Origin of the sequence: Vibrio sp. Vb1755, from assembly GCF_033338635.1 — a bacterium.
Lineage (GTDB): Bacteria > Pseudomonadota > Gammaproteobacteria > Enterobacterales > Vibrionaceae > Vibrio > Vibrio alginolyticus.
On record NZ_JAWOTA010000021.1, the window covers coordinates 37,005 to 54,828 of the forward strand.

16 protein-coding genes are annotated in these 17,824 nt (G+C 44.0%); 8 read left to right on the forward strand and 8 right to left on the reverse strand.

The annotated features are described in order from the left end of the window. The 5 genes from R7E00_RS16920 to R7E00_RS16940 form a co-directional block, all read right to left on the reverse strand. The coding region (locus R7E00_RS16920; RefSeq protein WP_318124451.1) for a vWA domain-containing protein at positions 1-1,416 on the reverse strand (1,416 nt) is incomplete at its 3' end. Beyond that, positions 1,409-2,413: a vWA domain-containing protein gene (locus R7E00_RS16925; RefSeq protein WP_025768550.1), complete on the reverse strand. Its 1,005-nt coding sequence runs from the start codon at positions 2,411-2,413 to the stop codon at positions 1,409-1,411. The genes R7E00_RS16925 and R7E00_RS16920, both read right to left, overlap by 8 nt. Continuing rightward, entirely contained in the window at positions 2,406-2,882 is a 477-nt protein-coding gene (locus R7E00_RS16930; protein WP_085569364.1) for a DUF4381 domain-containing protein, read from the reverse strand. Before R7E00_RS16930 ends, R7E00_RS16925 begins: the two co-directional genes overlap by 8 nt. A gap of 37 nt (positions 2,883-2,919) precedes the next feature. Beyond that, positions 2,920-3,846 carry a DUF58 domain-containing protein gene (locus tag R7E00_RS16935; RefSeq protein WP_017821861.1) on the reverse strand — a complete coding sequence of 309 codons (927 nt, stop codon included), beginning with the start codon at positions 3,844-3,846 and terminating at the stop codon, positions 2,920-2,922. Positions 3,847-3,859: 13 nt separating this feature from the next. Continuing rightward, the gene (locus tag R7E00_RS16940) at positions 3,860-4,816 is read right to left on the reverse strand and encodes an AAA family ATPase (protein ID WP_017635415.1); all 957 of its coding nucleotides are present in this window, start codon (positions 4,814-4,816) and stop codon (positions 3,860-3,862) included. A gap of 310 nt (positions 4,817-5,126) precedes the next feature. Between R7E00_RS16940 and R7E00_RS16945 the strand changes: the two genes are divergently transcribed. From R7E00_RS16945 to R7E00_RS16980, 8 genes are all read left to right on the forward strand, one after another. Then, positions 5,127-7,043 carry a methyl-accepting chemotaxis protein gene (locus tag R7E00_RS16945; protein ID WP_213907570.1) on the forward strand — a complete coding sequence of 639 codons (1,917 nt, stop codon included), beginning with the start codon at positions 5,127-5,129 and terminating at the stop codon, positions 7,041-7,043. A 56-nt stretch (positions 7,044-7,099) separates the two neighbouring features. Then, a complete protein-coding gene (locus R7E00_RS16950) occupies positions 7,100-7,300 on the forward strand; it encodes a restriction endonuclease subunit S (protein ID WP_005375165.1) in 201 nt (66 codons plus the stop codon). Positions 7,301-7,546: 246 nt separating this feature from the next. Continuing rightward, the gene (locus tag R7E00_RS16955) at positions 7,547-8,215 is read left to right on the forward strand and encodes a LuxR C-terminal-related transcriptional regulator (protein ID WP_021707603.1); all 669 of its coding nucleotides are present in this window, start codon (positions 7,547-7,549) and stop codon (positions 8,213-8,215) included. A gap of 228 nt (positions 8,216-8,443) precedes the next feature. Further along, positions 8,444-9,100, forward strand: a complete 657-nt coding sequence (locus tag R7E00_RS16960; protein WP_031777174.1) for a LuxR C-terminal-related transcriptional regulator — start codon at positions 8,444-8,446, stop codon at positions 9,098-9,100. A gap of 206 nt (positions 9,101-9,306) precedes the next feature. Then, positions 9,307-9,897 (forward strand): calcium-binding protein, encoded by a 591-nt coding sequence (locus tag R7E00_RS16965; protein WP_005375168.1) that lies wholly within the window; start codon positions 9,307-9,309, stop codon positions 9,895-9,897. A gap of 152 nt (positions 9,898-10,049) precedes the next feature. Further along, the gene (locus R7E00_RS16970) at positions 10,050-11,768 is read left to right on the forward strand and encodes a type I secretion system permease/ATPase (protein ID WP_042521608.1); all 1,719 of its coding nucleotides are present in this window, start codon (positions 10,050-10,052) and stop codon (positions 11,766-11,768) included. Further along, the gene (locus R7E00_RS16975; protein WP_005375170.1) at positions 11,743-13,083 is read left to right on the forward strand and encodes an HlyD family type I secretion periplasmic adaptor subunit; all 1,341 of its coding nucleotides are present in this window, start codon (positions 11,743-11,745) and stop codon (positions 13,081-13,083) included. Before R7E00_RS16970 ends, R7E00_RS16975 begins: the two co-directional genes overlap by 26 nt. Before the next feature lie 95 nt (positions 13,084-13,178). Further along, positions 13,179-14,027 (forward strand): mechanosensitive ion channel family protein, encoded by an 849-nt coding sequence (locus R7E00_RS16980; protein WP_005375171.1) that lies wholly within the window; start codon positions 13,179-13,181, stop codon positions 14,025-14,027. Positions 14,028-14,122: 95 nt separating this feature from the next. Here the strand turns inward: R7E00_RS16980 and fhuB are convergent, their stop codons facing one another. From fhuB to R7E00_RS16995, 3 genes are read right to left on the reverse strand one after another with little or no spacing between them, the layout of a single operon-like run. Next, complete coding sequence (fhuB, locus tag R7E00_RS16985; protein ID WP_318124452.1) at positions 14,123-16,090, reverse strand: Fe(3+)-hydroxamate ABC transporter permease FhuB; 1,968 nt, start codon at positions 16,088-16,090, stop codon at positions 14,123-14,125. Continuing rightward, positions 16,087-17,016, reverse strand: a complete 930-nt coding sequence (locus tag R7E00_RS16990; RefSeq protein ID WP_065275453.1) for an iron-siderophore ABC transporter substrate-binding protein — start codon at positions 17,014-17,016, stop codon at positions 16,087-16,089. The genes fhuB and R7E00_RS16990 overlap by 4 nt, the downstream gene beginning before the upstream one ends. Next, positions 17,007-17,792, reverse strand: a complete 786-nt coding sequence (locus tag R7E00_RS16995; RefSeq protein WP_042521606.1) for an ABC transporter ATP-binding protein — start codon at positions 17,790-17,792, stop codon at positions 17,007-17,009. Before R7E00_RS16995 ends, R7E00_RS16990 begins: the two co-directional genes overlap by 10 nt. Between the last annotated feature and the right edge of the window lie 32 nt (positions 17,793-17,824).

A 17,824-nucleotide genomic window follows, 5' to 3' on the forward strand; every position in this document is an offset into this window, starting at 1 on the left:
CTGTTGCTGTTGCTGTTGCTGTTGCTGTTGCTGTTGCTGTTGCTGTTGCTGTTGCTGTTGCTGTTGCTGTTGCTGTTGCTGTTTTAGCTTTTCTTCTACAACCGATAGGTTTTTCTTCGCGGCTTCAAAGTTAGGCTTTTCCTCTAGCAGCTTTTTATACAAATCAGCCGCATCTTCTAATTGACCATTTTGAGCGAGCGAGTTGGCGAGGTTATAGCGGCCGTTAAGGGAGGCATCATGAGAAAATGCTTCGATAGCGGCTTCGTAGTCACCTTTTTGATAACTGGCGGCTCCTTTCCAGCTTGGGTTTGTAAATAGGTTTTGCGCCTGTTCATACTCACCTTGCTTGTAGAGTTCCGCTCCTTGTTGGTCGGCATTTAAGAACGGATTAGCTTCTGCATGCGGTGTCCACGTTACTGGGACTACAGTCGCAACTACCATCCAAATCAGGCCGCGTCGAAACAGTAAAGCCGCAGGAAGAAGTAACAACGGCAGTAACCAAAAGCCACTGTTGAGACGAGAATCAGTTTTAACTTCTTCGCTTTGGGTCGCAGAAAGCTGGCTACCAATGTTATTGGTAAAGGCCGCGATGTTTTCAACATCACGGTTGGTGTGCTGAATAGGAACAAATAGACCGCCAGTTTTATTCGCTAGCGTCTGTAGGTTTTTCAGGTTTGTTTTCGCTACGACGGTTGTGTCTTGTGCCGTTTTTAGCAGAGAGCCATCGGGCAGCGCGATAGGCGCACCGTTAGGAGTCCCGACGGCAAGAACAGAAATGCGAAACTTTGTACCTTGGACTAAATCTAACGCGCGAGACAGCTCTGACGTATCAAGATCATCCGCTAACACGATGATATCGCCTTGTTGCGTGCCGACTTGAGAAAACTGGTTGATCGCAAGTTCAATCGCGGCAGGCAGGTTTGCCCCTTGAAAAGGCATCAGCTCTGGCGACAAATTTTCGATAATGCCCGCAAGCGTACTGGAATCAGTTGTCAGTGGACTTAAGTTATAGGCATCGCCAGCGTAAGCAATAAGTCCAGTGGCTCCCTCTTTCCATTTTGGCAGCAAATCGAGCGCCTTATAACGTGTTTGTGCTAGCCGATTGGGTTTGATGTCTGTAGCAAACATAGAGCGAGACATATCAAGTACCAAGATACGGTTTTGGTTTAACTCAAAGCTTGGTCGAGCATTGGACTGCCAGCTTGGCCCCGCTAATGAAATGCAAGTTATTGCCCAAGCTAAACCCCATAGAGTGAAGTAATGCTTAGACTGCGTGTTTTGTCCGAGCATCCGCGATAGGTGAGGGGCAATCAGTGTGGACTTTTGGGCTCTAAATTTGTGATTAAGCAAGAGTGCTATAGGGATCACGATGAGCCCTAAAAGCCAATAAGGATTGAGGAAAATAAACTCAGCCATGTTTTCTCCTTAATAGGAATAACAATACCGATAATACAAATGCAGCGCTTAATGGATATGGAAACCATTCAGACTGTGGGCGCCAAGTTTGTGTGTCGCTAGATACGGGTTCTAGCTGGTTGATTGTGTCATAAATCTTTTCGAGCTCTTCCGTATCTCGCGCTCGAAAATATTGTCCACCTGTCACCTCTGCCACTTTAGTCAGTGTTTGTTCATCTAAGTCGGCTGCGGTGTTGACTTTGCGAGTCATGAAAAACTCTTTCACCATCATTTCACCAGCGCCCACGCCTACGGTGTAAATAGTGGCGTTGTATTTTTTCGCAATTTCCGCTGCTTCTAGCGGCTCGAGCACCCCTGCAGTATTGCTGCCGTCACTGAGCAAAATCATGACTCGTTGGGGAGCATCACTGTCTACAAAGGTTTTTGTGCCTAAACCAATACCATCACCAATGGCGGTTCGTTGACCAACCAAACCGATGACGGTTTGATTAATCTGTTGCATGACGCTTTTTCGGTCTGCAGTGAGTGGTGTTTGCAAATAAGCATGGTCGCCAAACAAAACAACTCCGAGACGGTCACCTTTTCTCTTTGCTACGAAATCAGACAGAACTTTTTTGACTGCTGTGAGGCGATCGATATATTCGCCGTTGAGTTCCATGTCTTCCTGCTGCATCGAACCGGACAGATCGACGACTAACATCAAGTCCCGATATTTGGGTTGGAATTCAACGGGATCGCCAAACCAAACTGGACGCGCACAAGCGACGACAAGAAGGCCCCAGATCGCGATTGAAAGCGCTTTTTGCAGGGCTTGCTTAGGTTTGCTGCTATTCTCATTAGTTGGTAAGTACGCCAATTTGATCTCGGCTTGTTGAGATTCTTGTGGCAGGAACTTGTATACCAACCAGGGGATGGGCAACAAAAACAGTGCCCACCACCAGACAAATTCAATGTTTAGCCATTGGGCAAGGTCGGTTATGAGTGTTTGCTCAGTCACGGTTATTTGCCTTTTTCTTTGGTGGCAAAGCGTAGGTTATCCAAAAGACACAATCGTCTACCAAGCTTTGATGCTGCCCTTGGGAAGAATTCTGATACAACGCTTCTTGCCACTGATGTTGTTTGTCTACGAATCGAGTCTCTTTGGTATGGCTATCGAGAAATTCATACCAAGCGATTCCGGTTAATGGTGCGATCTCTTCACGCGGAAAGTAACTCAATGCTGCCTGGCGCAATATTTCCAGAGCAGAAGAGGGGGTATGAGGCGCGGTAGGTTGAGTTAAAAGTGTTAATGCTGTCTTTTTTGCGCGTAAGTGTTTTTTACGCCATCTCACATAAAGACAAATGCCGAAAACGAAGAGCAAGGTGGCTGCAAGCACCACCCACCATCCCCAAGCGAGCGGAAACCAATCCGGTGCGTTTGGCAAAATCAAAGGTTCAAGGTCTAGGCTTTGGTTGTTTGTTGTCATTATTATTACTGCTTAATAAATACTGCTTGTCAGTTTGTTAGCTTAATTGTGAAATTAAGGGCCAGCCACTTGATAGCGTGTTAAATGGAATTGCTATTGAATGGCATTGCTGCTTAATGGTTTCTTGATGTTGGGTAAAATGGCTTTCGAGTTCTCTTCGTTGTCCTTTAGAGCCAAAGTTAAACCATTGACTATGCAGCCCATCCGAAGCTTTCACTTGACCTCTAAAGTCTGTTTCGCCTCTTTCTAATGGATCATAAAACTGAACAGCCCTTACGCTATTGTGTTGTTTGAGTCGACGTAGTTGTGCCAGTTCCGTTGGTATTACGTGGGCAAAATCACTGAGCATAATCAATTCGCTGCCTTTTGGGGTGAGCGTATGAAGTGTCTCCAATACTTGTGCATACGGCAGTGTACGAGTGTCGTTGCTTGCAGTACGAGTTACTTGCGCATTATGTATGTCGACTATGGCGTTAAGAATCCGCAGCCCTTGTCTTTGTAAAGAAGAGGGGCGAAATTCAAGACATTGATGTCCGTCATCAATCACTGCGCCGATGCGATCTTTTTTAGCTAGAGTTAGCCAAATTAGAACACTGGCAAAGTGGGCCAATTGAACGGATTTGAGTACATACTTAGATCCAAAATGTAGACTAGAACTTAGATCAAGATAAAGAATGACCGCTTGCTCTTTATCTTCTGCAAACAACTTCGTATGTGCTTTACCGGTCCTAGCGGTGACTCGCCAATCAATGCTGCGAATATCGTCGCCAGGTTGATATTGGCGCACCTCCATAAAATCCATACCTCGCCCTTTTTGGCGACTGGTATGGTTACCACTCATCTGCGACCAGAGACTCTGTGCTGGTGGTAACCAACGTACAGATTGAGTGCGATATTGGAGCAGCTCTTCAAGGGTTAATGTCACCCCATTCGCATGAGGTGGTAATGAATGTGTAGCGGACATATCACTCACTCGTTTATGCACTGCCAACAAGGTTTAGCAGTTTATCGATGACCTGGTTTGCCGTAATGCCTTCAGCTTGAGCGTGGTAACTCAATAATAAACGGTGGCGCAGTACCGGATAAGCCATGGTTTGAACATCTTCCGGAGAGACAAAATCACGACCAGCAAGCCAAGCGTGCGCACGTGCACAGCGATCAAGAGCGATGGTAGCACGCGGACTCACACCCATTGACAACCATTTGTCCAACTCAGTGTCATATTTGTTGGCTTGACGTGTCGCCATAACTAAACGGACGATGTACTGCTCTATCGTTTCTGCCATATGAATATCCAACACTTCTTTACGTGCGGTGAATATATCTTGTTGGCTTAACATTGGGCGTTCAACCTTTGCTTCGCCTTTTGCTTCTCCGCGGTTAATACGCAAGATAGATAGCTCATGCTCCGCATCTGGGTATTCCACTTCTAAATGCAATAAAAAGCGGTCTAGCTGCGCTTCAGGAAGGGGGTAGGTCCCTTCTTGCTCTATCGGGTTTTGAGTTGCCATAACCAAAAACAACTCTGGCAGCGGGTAGGTATGACGACCTGCTGTGACTTGTTTCTCTGCCATTGCTTCAAGCATTGCCGCTTGTACTTTGGCTGGTGCACGGTTTATCTCATCCGCAAGAATAAGCGAGTTGAAGATAGGACCTGATTGGAAAGTGAATTCTCCGGTTTCGGGACGGAAGATATCGGTGCCGGTTAAATCGGCTGGCAGCAAATCAGGGGTGAACTGAATGCGGTGGAAGTCGCCTTCAACACAGTCTGAGAGTGATTTTACTGCACGGGTTTTTGCTAACCCAGGAGGGCCTTCAACTAAAATATGCCCATCCGCAAGAAGCGCAACAAGCAGTTGCTTTACCAGATCTTGCTGTCCGATGATCTGCGACTCTAAGTATTGCTGAAGAGTTTCGAAGTTAGATTTATGCATGCTTTGGACTCTCGGTATCCATATGATTTTCGTGTTGAGTATTGGTCATTTTCCATGTGAAAAAAGTTCCAACGCTCTATTGCAATTTATCTTTTCAATATTGGGACGCTACAGAGAATTGCAAGTACGTGCTATCTCTGAAAGTGCTTATTTGACAGTGTGTTACATTTATTTTTCATAATATAATGAGAAATGCCTCTAGTTTTGTACATATGAGCCGATAAAGATTCCGTGGTGTGCGTGTCATGAGATATGCACCTGATTCCCCTTGTGGGGCCAATAACAAGTGATTCTTTTAAAAGGTCCGAATATGTTGAAACTTCATTCCTTGAGCATCAAACAGAAGGTTGTACTTGGCATTACGTTTGCTGTTCTAGCATCAACAATCATTGTTGGTGTTATGGCTCAGCGTCATGCGAGAGATGTATTGAGCCATCGTCTTATTGACATCGAGCTACCTGCGATGTTGCAGCAAATCAATACCGAAATTGACCGCGAAGTTGTCGAAATGCAACAAGCGGCAAAACAGCTGGCTACAAACGAATTTATTGTTGAAGCCCTATCTAATACAGACCGTGATCCGTCAGTAGAAGTTCAGTTGGTTCAGCAGCTCAATAACGTTAAATCACAGTATGGTCTTAATGATGCGTCGGTAGCGAATCGTCAAACGGCATATTACTGGAATCAAAACGGATTCTTACGTCAACTTAACCGAACGCAAGATGCTTGGTTCTTTGGATTTACGTCGTCTGGTCAAGAAACGTCCGTGAGTGTGTTCCAAGAGGCAAATGGCGAAGTGAAAATGTTTGCCAATTTCCAAGATCTTAATGGTACATCAATGTCAGGTCTCTCTAAATCTATGGGAGACATGGTTACTTTGCTCAATGGGTTTAAAATTGAAGATACGGGTTACGTGTTCCTCACTAATGAACAAGGCCAGATTCAAATACACCGCCAACAAGGTAAGAACCAAACTTCTATCACTAAACTATTTGGTAGTGACGCAAGTGCGCTGTTGAACAAAAATAGCTTCAACCTAATTAATGTGGAGTTTGAAGGGCAGGATACTTTTGTTTCTAGTTTGTATGTTCCTTCAATGAACTGGTTTGTTATTGGCGTGGTTCCCGTTGATGAAGTATTCGCAGACCTGAATGCGACAGCTAAAAAAATGCTGTTTACGACCATCATTGTTGCCGTTGTATTCATCCTCATGGGCGTATGGTTAGCAAACAGCATTACGAAACCAATCCGACTGATTGCCGATCGTTTTACCGACCTTGGGCAAGGTGAAGGCGATTTGGCGCAGCGTATTGAAATTAAGGGTAATGATGAAATTGCTCAGCTTTCAAAAGGCTTTAATGGATTTATTGAGAAGATTCATGCCACGATTAAAGAGGTTGCTTTAACCAGTGGCTCATTAAGTCAAGCGGCAGAAAGTGTGTCAACGAAAGCAACATCCACACACGACAACAGCCAAGAGCAGCGTGATCAAACCATTCAAGTAGTTGCAGCTATCAACCAAATGGGTGCGACCATCAGTGAAATTGCATCGAACGCTGCTACCGCTGCTGATACGGCAAATCAGGCTTCAGATAACACTCAAACTGGTCGAGAAGTTGTGATGAAAGCAAAAGAGGTGATCAGCCGCCTAGCCGATGATGTTGAAACAACCAATATTGTTGTTACGCAGTTGGCATCGACAACCAAAGATATTGGCTCGATTCTGGGTGTAATTCGTGACATCTCTGAGCAAACGAATTTACTTGCGCTAAACGCTGCAATTGAAGCTGCTCGTGCTGGTGAGCAGGGACGTGGTTTTGCGGTTGTTGCTGATGAGGTAAGAAACCTAGCTTCACGCACGGCTGATTCTACAGAAGAGATTCAGCGCATGATCAATCAGCTTCAAAGTGACGCACAAGACGCGGTAAATGCTATGGAAGCGGGCAAAGCGGTCACCATAGAAGGGGTTACTTCTACCGATGAAGCAGTCGAGGTATTAATCAGTATTTCTGAACGAATCACCGACATCTCTGATCGTAATACACAAGTTGCAACGGCGACGGAAGAGCAATCCACGGTGGTGCATACCATTAATCAAAATATCGAAGAAATCAACGCGATAAATGAAATGACAACCGCGACAGCAGAAGAGTTGGCGGATGCAAGTCGCGATCTTCAAGCGCTCTCTTCTCGTTTAGACAAGATGGTTGGTAGCTTCAAGTTATAGAGTTGGATAGAATAGGCGAAGTTTAAAAGTTCAATCATTAATTTTAGGTAAGTACTATGAATGACTTCGAAAAAGAACTAGAGCAAATTTCTCAAGAAACCGCTCAGGAGCCAGAAGTAAAACTGCCGTCGCTAGAAGAGCAAAAAGCGATCGTCGCTGAGCTGAAAAAGCTGGAAGCGGAAGGTAAGCTGACGCCAGAAGTGTTAGAACAACACTTTGGTAAGTTTAACCAAAAAAACGCAGTTCCAATCCACTAAGTTAGGTGGTGTTTTGCCTCTAACGTGCGTGATTAAATCACCTGCTCAAACACAAAAAGGGAGTTTATACTCCCTTTTTTAATGTCTGAAAAATGCTAATACCTCTCATATACTTGCCACTTAAAAATTATTGACACTTCAATGAGTTATTAATTAGTACTAGTGATTTTCATACTTGACAATACTACCGCTCTATCTAAATCTATTGCGTATTTCAATAAAAACGACCAAGGGAATGCGATCAGGATGGAGCAGCAAAAAAAAAGAAACGTTATTTTAATCACGGAGGGAAGTCTACAGTCATCTCTGTTGAAAGATGTATTGGAGACCAAACTCGGTATTAGTGTTGCTCTAATCACGCCAGATAATCTGATTCACGGAGTGTTACATGAATCTCTTGCATCAGCCATTATTGTTGATTGCAGCGTGATCACGGATGAAATTTTTCGCCGTTATGCGGAGTTTAAAGCGGCCAAGCAGAAAGACACGCTTGAAATCTTAATTAATTGTGAGCAATCCATATCGACAGAAGACCTCTTTGCTTGGCGTACTTTGGCCGGTATTTTCTATACCTCTGATGATATAAAAACGTTGCAAGTTGGTATTGGTAAGGTGCTTCAAGGAGATATGTGGTTCAGCCGTAAGTTTTCTCAGCAGTACATTACTTACCTTCGTCGACATTGCAAACCTATAAATAAGAATGTTTCCGCTATTCTGACCAAACGAGAGCAACAAATAATTACCTTTCTTTCCATGGGGGCGTCCAATCAACAAATCGCCGAACAATTATTTGTCAGCGAGAATACGGTAAAAACGCATTTACATAATATTTTCAAGAAGATTGATGTGAAAAATAGAGTTCAAGCACTTATTTGGGCAAAGGAAAATATTTCAGACAACTCGTTAACGGTGTAATGCTATTGCAATATTAGGTTGCCTAATTTAGTAAACTCTTAATAATTTCTGTGACCTGAATGTGTTAAAAGTGTTTCTTTTATGAGAAACACTTTTTTTGGTTCTCTTTTTAATAACTTTAGAATTTAAAAAAGTAGCAAATAACTTTACTCTGTGAACTAGCACTTACATATCAAACTAAGTGCTGACGATTAACTACTAATTTAAGAATGTTAAGTCACTGAAAGTATGAGAAACATTATGGAACAGTATATGGAAAAGCCTGAAATCCTAATGCTCACTCAACAAAGTTTACAGAGTGAAAACTTTAAGGAAATGCTTTCTAAAAATACAGAAACTAAAATAACGATCATTGATACTAAAAACCCTAGTTATCATGAACTCATTCCGGAACGCTACTTTTTGCTTGTTGATTTTTCAGTTGAGATTCCTTCCGAAACTTTAGTTTATTTAAAAGATAGTAATAAAGTGCTAGGAACCATAATGCTTAATCTAGGTTATGACTTAGACACAGAAGAACTCGCTTCTTGGCCTCATGTAAAAGGTATATTTGGTCCAGGAGATTCAATGGACAAGGTTTGTCAGGGATTAAAAGCAATAATAAAAGGGGATAATTGGCTGTCTCGAAGATTACTTGATCAGCTAGTAAATTATTATCGAGGCAGAGAAGTAAATAGCATTATCGAACCTGCTATTGAGGTTGAGCTTACTCGGCGTGAAGTTCAGGTTTTAAAAATGTTGAAAGAAGGTGGTTCAAATATGGAAATCGCTGATTCTTTATTTATCAGCGAGCATACTATTAAATCACATCTATACAATATTTTTAGAAAGTTAGAAGTAAAGAACCGTACGCAAGCTACAAGTTGGGCTAAGAGAAACCTGTAGTACTAGTATTAACTTGCTGTAATAAAAAGAAAATACTCTATAAAGTACTAAATTTTATATTTATTATTAAAATGTCAGTCTGAAATATCATCCCATATTCAAACTTATTCCTATTCAGTTGACTATTAGACTTCTCATGTCGTGACGAATCTAGTCAGACGTGGAACAGAAGGTCTATTCAATTAATAAGCTAAGAGGGAATAAAAATGAGCGCAAGTGACAATGACACGTATTTAGGCGATGCAGGTGTAAATAACCAATTTGCTGATTTCGATGGCGGCGATGATTTGTTTATCGGTTTTGGTGGTAATGACTCGTTTGTTGGCGGTGGCGGTAATGATTATGTGATCGGCGGCGACGGCGACGATCGCCTAACTGGTGGTGCTGGAGATGACATCCTTAGGGCTGGTACAGGAAACGACTACCTCGGCGGTGGTACCGGTAATGACTTGCTGTTGGGTTTGTTGGGTGACAATAAATTAAATGGTGGTGTCGGTGAAGATATTCTTGTTGCTGGTTCTGGTGACAACGTTTTAGTTGGCGGCAGCAATGGCGATAAGTTTGTGTTCACGGATAAGTTTGGTGGCCATGGCGAAGCCAAAGTTGTTGATTTCACCATTGGTGAAGACTCTTTGCACATCATTAGCGACTCTGTCACTGACTTTGGTGATTTAAGCTTTAGCTACGATGCAGTTGGGAATGCAGTGTTTACCGATGGGGCTGATCTAACAGTGAAACTTATTGGCGTGACTGAAACTGACATCAACACCTATGGTGCAGATCTGTTCGTAATCTAAACGACTGAAAATAACTCTGGATGGGAATTAGTTTGCGTGGCTCTGCCATGCTGAGGTGAACTAATCGGACACTCTAGAGCGATTTGAGGTTATCTTAAGCTAGGCGCTAGTATTTCTGGCGCCTACAATTTTCACGTTAAACGGAAGTAGTCGTGCAAAAAACGGTTTTCAAAGAAGTGAAACAAAAACTATGCACGCTTGCGGGCTTGCTGATCGTTTTTAGCCTTTTTATCAACTTATTGGTTCTCTCGATTCCGTTGTACATGCTTCAAGTGTACAACCGAGTTATATCCTCCTACTCAACCGATACTTTATTCTTGCTCACTGTCATCGTAATTGTCGCGCTGTTAACCATGTCCATCATCGACATTGCACGAGCACAAATGAGTAAATCTTTTGGTTATTGGATGGACACAAAACTCTCCGCTTTCATGCTCAAGCGCACGATTCAATATCAATCACATACTGGGAAGAGTTATACCTCGCAAACTCTGAGAGACATTCAGAACATCAAAAGCTTTTTGAGCAGTCAAGCACCTTATCCACTGTTGGATGCGCCCTGGACACCGCTGTTTATTTTATTTGTGTATTTATTGCACCCGATACTAGGTCACATCGCGTTACTTGGATCTATCGTATTGTTTAGCCTAGGTCTACTTAATGAGCTAATGACGCGTAAAACAATGCAAGAGAGCGAAGTCAGAGCGATTTCTCATATCAACAACGCAGAATTAGCCACGCAAAACTCCAATTCAATTCTCGCAATGGGGATGATGAATGCATTTTTAGAGAAGTGGCAGTCGCGCGTGAGCGAAGTGAATGTGCTTGAAGAGCGAGTTGCAGGTAAGTCTATCTACATGGCTAACTTTTCTAAGTTTGTGCGTGGCTCATTACAGATATTTTTACTGGGAGGTGGTGCATGGTTAGTTATCCAACATGAGATAACGGCAGGGGCGATGATCGCGAGCTCCATATTAATGAGTCGGGCATTATCGCCGATGGAGCAGGCGATAGGCACGTGGCGAAGCGCGATGTCTGCTAAAGGCGCCTATAAAAGGTTGAAAGAAATCGATGCGATCGTGCGCCAAGATGAATCAGATATGCCACTGCCTAAACCAAAAGGACACTATGAGCTTACCGGACTGGCCTATCGCCATCCTGGAGCAACCGAACCAGTGCTCTCATCGCTCAGCTTATCGATTCCTCCGGGTGTTGCTGTTGGGGTGATTGGCCCTTCTGGTACGGGTAAATCGACGTTTGCTCGGCTGTTATTAGGTACGGTTAAGCCATTAGCGGGTAAAGTGACTCTTGATGGAATGGAAGTCTCCGTATGGGCATCTGAAGATCGCGGCGTGCATTTTGGGTATCTCGCTCAAGAGGTGGAGTTATTTCCTGGCACAATTCGAGAGAACATCGCGCGCTTTAAAGAAGAAGACCCCGCTAAAGTCATCAAGGCGGCTCAACTAGCAGGATGTCATGAATTAATACTCAAGAAAAACAAAGGCTATGATTGCATTATTGGTGAAAATGGCCGTGGTTTATCTGGGGGGGAAAGGCAGAGAATCGCTCTTGCAAGAGCCGTTTATGGCGACCCTTCTATTGTGATTTTCGATGAAGCGAATGCCAACCTCGATGGTGAGGGAGAGGCTGCGTATCAACGTTTGATTGCCCATTTAAAAGCACAGAGTACAACGATTATCGTCATTGCTCACAATCCGAGCACGTTACGACAAATGGATAGGCTCTTGTATTTGGCTGACGGCCGAGTCAAGTTATACGGCGCTAAAGATGAAGTATTAAAACGTTTGATGGGCGAAGAAAGAACAGATATCCCAAGGGTAAGAAATGAGCAATCAACTGCCAACCGTTAATCAGAGTTCTACCGAGATCGTATATCGTTTTAGCCCCAAAGCGAGACTAAACTTTCGAAAACCAATTTTACTCGGTGTGGTGACCTTAAGTGTTTTTCTTGGAGGCCTTGGCTACTGGGCTGCAACAGCCAAATTAGAAAGTGCAGCGATTGCTTATGGTGATTTGTCAGTTCTCACTAAGCGACAAGAAATTCAGCATTTAGAAGGCGGTATTATTGAAAAGCTATATGTACAGGAAGGGGATTTAGTCGAAAAAGGTCAGTTATTAATTCAACTTTCTAAGCGTCAAGCTATGGCTAAGTTGGACTCGTTAAGTGGTCGTTTTATCCATACTCTAGCAAAGGAAAACCGTTTAAGTGCGGAGCTTGATGAGCTTCCAACGATTGTATGGTCTGATGATCTTGAAAGCATTCCCCGTGTCGATATCGTACAAGAAGCACAACTGGTTCAAAACAAGATCTTTGAAGCGAGAAAGCGATTCTTTGATAGTAAACTGAGTATCATTGAGCAGAGTATTTCTGGAGCAAATTTAGAGCTTGAAAACCTTCAGCAAACCAAAGTGATTGAGACGGAACGGCTCAACTTTATTGCTGAAGAAATAGACAGCAACCAAGCCTTGGTGCAAAAAGGTTTCTCGGGAAAATCTACTTTACTTCAACTCAAGCGCTTAGCAGCGGAGGTGAGAAGTACCTTAAGCCAGTTAGATAGGCAGTCGCTCACCGTTAGAAAAAGGTTAGATGAGAACCTAGCGCAAATTGAAGAGTTGAAGCTTGAAAGGCTGAATGAGATTGTCGAGGAACTACGAAATACCAAAACGGAAATTGTCGCAATTCGGGAAGAATATCGCTCCGCTCAAGATATTGTCGCAAGAACAACGATCAACGCACCTATTTCTGGTCGCGTAGTCAACATGCAAGTGTTTACCGAAAAAGGTGTGATTGGCTCGGGTGAAACGTTACTAGAACTGGTCCCGCAAGACGATAAGTTGTTAGTCGAGGCTCGTGTTAATCCTCAGGATATTGATTTAGTGAATCCAGGCCAGCAAGCGCATGTTCGTCTGACCGCTCTGAATGCACGGACGTTGGCACCTTTAGACGGTACTGTGCTGACGATTTCTGCCGATAAGCTCTCGCAAGAAAACCAAGAAGATTTTTATCTCGCTAGAATTGCAATTTCACCGGAAGATGTGACAAAACATCGTTTAACCTCAGGCATGAATGCCGAAGTGCTTATTTTATCTGAGCCACGAACGCCATTGAGCTACCTAATAAAGCCAATTACAGAAAGCATGAATCGCGCCTTCAGAGAGGAGTAATTTCAAAAAGACTTGAGTGAGCACGGACAACAGACAAAATAATTTGTTATCGTTAGCTGTTACTGGGCCGTATTTTTATTCGAGGGAGCCGTGGAATGGAGAAAGTGCAGTTAGTTGTCGATTTTCTTCTCACTCATAAATTGATTTTTACCGCACTGATCTTTGCGATTATGTGGTTAATTCGTCGTGCAATTTTATCGATGATTCGTGGTGATCACGCTTTTCTCTCAGAAGATCAGCGTAGTTGGATGTCCAGAACTAAAAATGGCACCTTTGCTGTTACATTACTGATTTTATTTATTTTATGGCAATCAGAAATTAACGAGTTTGCTCTGAGTGTAACGGCGATTGCCGTTGCCATTGTAGTGGCATCCAAAGAAATCATTTTGTGTTTTACGGGTTCGATTCAAAGAGCAAGTTCACGTTCTTTTCGCGTTGGGGACTGGATTGAGGTCGGGAAGTTATGCGGTGAAGTGATTGAGCACAATATGATGGCGACGGTGATTCAAGAGATCGACCTGCATCATGGGCAATATCATTACACCGGCAAAACAGCGACATTGCCTAATAGTATGTTCTTTACCTATCCAGTAAAGAACCTCAACTTCATGAAGCGGTACGTTTACCACAACTTTTCTGTAGTGGTGAAAGACTTCGTCAATTTGTATCCACTGCTACCGATTTTAACTGATAAAATTGAAGAACATTGCAGTTACTTTGCTGATGTTGCACATCGTTACAATGCGATGATTGAAAAACATGCCGGTGTTGACCTTCCTGGTTCTGAGCCACATATGCATATTTCTAGTAACATTAATGGTGAACAAATTCTGCACGTGATGATTTTCTGCCCAACCGATAAAGCGAACCACTTAGAGCACTTAATTCGTAAGGACTTTATGGAACTTTATGAGCAACGTTTTCCTGTAGTGCGAGAAGAATAGAGCATCGTACTTCGCCTTTAATTTCAAACCCCGCTATCAAAATAGCGGGGTTTGTTTTTCTTAGCGTATTTTTAGGCTGTAACAATATTCCCAACTTAGCTGAATTTACTCTTCAGCATTAAAAATAGGAAGTAAGTGCTGCCTATAATAGCGACCAACGTGCCAGCTGCGACCTGACTTGGATAAATAGCGATTTGTCCTAGCCAATCTGCCCACAACATTAGGGTTGCGCCAATTAAGGCACCGACACACAGTTGCTCTTTCACTTTTCTTGCTCCTAACATCATCGCCATATGGGGAGCGACCAAGCCAACAAAAGATATTGGACCAACTGTAGCGGTAGAAAAGGCGCATAACAAAGCAACGATGGTGAGCATAAGCGTATTGGCTACGGTAGGGTTAAGCCCTCGTGCATTTGAGAATTGTCGCCCGATGGAAATTAGTGTTAGCCAACGAGAAATCGAGAATACAGCGGCAAGCAGAACTATTATGGCCAAACATAGCATCAGTGCGGTGTCGGCTGTGACTCGATAAATAGAACCAGTTAGCCACAATAAAATTTTGTAACTGTCACCTGAGCCTTGAGCTAGCGAAAATTGAACGAGGGCTTCTAATAGTGCCGTTAGTGCGATGCCGGACAACACGAAGTTAGATGGATTAAAATGGCTTCGTTTACCGATAATCAGCAATAACATCAATACGGACATACTTCCGAAAAAAGCGATACCCCAGCTAAATGCGGAGAGAAGCGACCCAGCGATGACTCCTGTCGTTATAATGGCAAACGTGGCTCCGGAAGACACACCGAGAATATCGGGACTTGCCAGAGGGTTATAAACAATGCGTTGCAAAATGATTCCGGCAACGGATAGCGCAATACCGACAGAAAGTGCGGTTAACATTCGCGGCCAACGCAATTGCCATTGGAACTCACCTGGCACAGACCATTGAATTCCGTTTATACCATGGGTAACGAATGAGTAAGCTAGAATCCCAACCAGACTGAATAGCGCAATGCTGCATACCGCGCGTTTAGAAAGCGCCGTTTTTCCTTGGCTCATTGAAAGGTTAAGTTGATCGGTTGCCGTCAGCTTTTTACGAGTAAACCAAATTAAAGCGGGAGCGCCAATAGCTGCAGCCGCTACACCGCTAGGAATGGTTTCCTCTAACCATAAGCTCAGCGAAATAGCGGCAGAGTCTGTGATGATTAGTAGCATTGCGCCCAAAAGCATGCTGCTGATCAATTCGTCGCGCGGTGTTCTTGCCCCCATCGCTCTGGCAATATTGGGTGTCAGTAATCCGATGAAGCTGATAATACCAACTGCGGTGATGGAGGCAGATACCAGCCAAATACCCATCACCATTAACGCACCAAACGCGGGTAATACCGCTAAGCCTCGGGCTGCAGCGCCTTCTTGTCCTAGTTTCATTAAGGTCAGAATACGTGGTGCGACGATCAAAATTACGATTGCGATAGCGCAGCGAGGCAATAACCACTCAAACCAATCCCAGCTGTATTGAGAGAGGTCTCCTGCTCCCCACATAAAAATATTCTGTGCGAACTGGGCGTTTAAAATAATAATGGCTTTGGCGATAGAACCGAGCAAGATATTGATCACCATCCCCGAAACGACCAACGGCAAACCTGTCATATTACGCACACCGGCAATTGATACGATCAGGCCAAACGCCACTAAAGCCCCAAACATTGCGGCTAATGCAGAGTAATCGGCGACCCAATCGACGAACCAAATGTTTACCACGACTAATGCAAGCCAAGCACCAGAAGAGGTGCCAAGAGTCAACGGCGAGGTGAGGTTATTCTGCGTTAATTGCTGCATTAAGCTGCCGGTGAGACCAAGCATGGCACCAACAAGCAGGGTCATACTTAACCTAGGAAGTTGCGCTTGCGTAAAGAATACATCACGAAACTCGGTTGCTACCTCTGGTTTTGTTAATAATTGCCATTGTTCGAAAAGTGATAAATTAGTATCAATTTGTAGGCTAAAGACGCTAAGTAACGTAATCAGCGCCAGATAACCAATATAATGTTTCGTTCTCATTGTTCTGGTGCCAACTCTATTAGACTGTCGGTAATCGCTTCAGCGGTGTATTGCAAAGACATGGCACCGCCATACGCCCACACTGCTCTGACTGAATTTACCCGCTGCTTTTTCACAAACGGCATCGCTTGCCAAAGTGGCGACTCTTTCAGTTTTCGTTCTTCTGGGAAAGGTTGTACGTAGAGAACGTAGCTGTTTTGAAGGCCCTGAAGCCGATTGATTCGATCTTGCTTTACTCCCCACGCACGTGGGTCCTCTTTAATTGGAGCCTGTAATCCCAGTTTTCTAACCACGTAGTCAGTGGTAGAGTTTTCGGTTGCAAGTAATACAGTATTCGGGGTTGAAAATCGCATCACAAGAACGCTGAGTGGAGCAGAGTAATAGTGGCGAATTCGCTGGCGCATCTGCGCAAATGAAGCATCTAATTCTGCCAATTTCTGTTCAGCAAGTGCCTCTTTATTGAATAGCTTGCCGAGCGTACGAAAGTGACGAATGGCCGTTTCAGCTGCGGCCTCATTTTCAGAAAAATTAGGTAAATAGATTACCGGAGCAATTTGTTTGAGTAACGGAATCAAGTCTTGCTGTGGAGACGCAGCAAGGATGACATCTGGTTTCAAACTGGCTATTTTTTCTAAGTTGGGCTCTGCTCGGGTTCCAATATCTTCAATTGACTCTGGTGCAGTTGGATTGACGACCCATTGGCGGTAGCCTGGTAAATTTGGGGCTGCGATTGGTTCTACGTTTAGCGCCAAGACTTGTTCTAAGATGTCCCAGTTTAAGGCTACAACGCGTTGAGGCGCTTGCTCAAAACTATGCTCACCATATTCATCGGTAACGGTGATGACTGCATGTGCATTGGTCATAAAAAATACGAGGAGAAAAGCAGATTGTGTAACCACAGTAAGTAAACGAGCCATTATGCGCATACAACAGCCACCTTTTGGCTCGCTAATGTGTTAGCCGGGCTTGGGTGCTCAATCAGCTTAATTGGTGACTCATATAGTTTAGAAAGGCGTGCCTCGTCTAACAACATGTCGGCGTTGCCTTCAAAGGCAATTTTACCTTTTTTGAGCGCAACAATGTGGGTGGCGTAGCGCAGGGCTAAGTTCAGATCGTGCAGGATCACGATAATGCCTACGTTCTCGGTTCGATTCAGTTCTGCCAGCAGCGCCATTAGTTGAAACTGATGGTGAACATCGAGCGCCGAGGTTGGCTCATCGAGAATTAAAATTGGCGATTGTTGAGCCAGTAGCATAGACACCCAAGCACGTTGGCGCTCGCCGCCCGATAAGTCATCCGCCAAAGCTTGAGCAAAAGGTGTAACCCCTGTTCGTTCCATAGCCTGCGTGATGATCTGTTTGTCTTCAGCTTTCCAACGACCAAGTGCCCCACGCCACGGAAAGCGACCTAAGCGCACTAGCTCTTCTACCGTTAAACCAGCCGAAGAGGGCAGCTTTTGTGGCAAATAGGCGATCTGTTTTGCCAACTCTTTGGTTTTGAGTGATGAAAGGGAAGTATCGTTTAGTGTTACCGTGCCTTTATCTGGTGGCATTTGACCAGAAAGCAGGTTCACCAGTGTCGTCTTACCTGAACCGTTATGGCCTAAAACGACCGTTAGCTCATTTGTTGGGATGTTAAGTTGTTCGATGCCGAGGATCTGACGTCCACCTCGCACGATCTCAATATTAGACAGTTGAAACATGGATGGCTCTTAGGAGAAAACTCCCCTCAATA

Bases quoted from the DNA above. Each gene is read 5' to 3' on its own strand.
- R7E00_RS16930 (WP_085569364.1), bottom strand. From the start codon at position 2,882: ATGACAACAAACAACCAAAGCCTAGACCTTGAACCTTTGATTTTGCCA.
- R7E00_RS16935 (WP_017821861.1), bottom strand. From the start codon at position 3,846: ATGTCCGCTACACATTCATTACCACCTCATGCGAATGGGGTGACATTA.
- R7E00_RS16940 (WP_017635415.1), bottom strand. From the start codon at position 4,816: ATGCATAAATCTAACTTCGAAACTCTTCAGCAATACTTAGAGTCGCAG.
- R7E00_RS16945 (WP_213907570.1), top strand. From the start codon at position 5,127: ATGTTGAAACTTCATTCCTTGAGCATCAAACAGAAGGTTGTACTTGGC.
- R7E00_RS16950 (WP_005375165.1), top strand. From the start codon at position 7,100: ATGAATGACTTCGAAAAAGAACTAGAGCAAATTTCTCAAGAAACCGCT.
- R7E00_RS16955 (WP_021707603.1), top strand. From the start codon at position 7,547: ATGGAGCAGCAAAAAAAAAGAAACGTTATTTTAATCACGGAGGGAAGT.
- R7E00_RS16960 (WP_031777174.1), top strand. From the start codon at position 8,444: ATGAGAAACATTATGGAACAGTATATGGAAAAGCCTGAAATCCTAATG.
- R7E00_RS16965 (WP_005375168.1), top strand. From the start codon at position 9,307: ATGAGCGCAAGTGACAATGACACGTATTTAGGCGATGCAGGTGTAAAT.
- R7E00_RS16975 (WP_005375170.1), top strand. From the start codon at position 11,743: ATGAGCAATCAACTGCCAACCGTTAATCAGAGTTCTACCGAGATCGTA.
- R7E00_RS16980 (WP_005375171.1), top strand. From the start codon at position 13,179: ATGGAGAAAGTGCAGTTAGTTGTCGATTTTCTTCTCACTCATAAATTG.
- fhuB (WP_318124452.1), bottom strand. From the start codon at position 16,090: ATGAGAACGAAACATTATATTGGTTATCTGGCGCTGATTACGTTACTT.
- R7E00_RS16990 (WP_065275453.1), bottom strand. From the start codon at position 17,016: ATGCGCATAATGGCTCGTTTACTTACTGTGGTTACACAATCTGCTTTT.
- R7E00_RS16995 (WP_042521606.1), bottom strand. From the start codon at position 17,792: ATGTTTCAACTGTCTAATATTGAGATCGTGCGAGGTGGACGTCAGATC.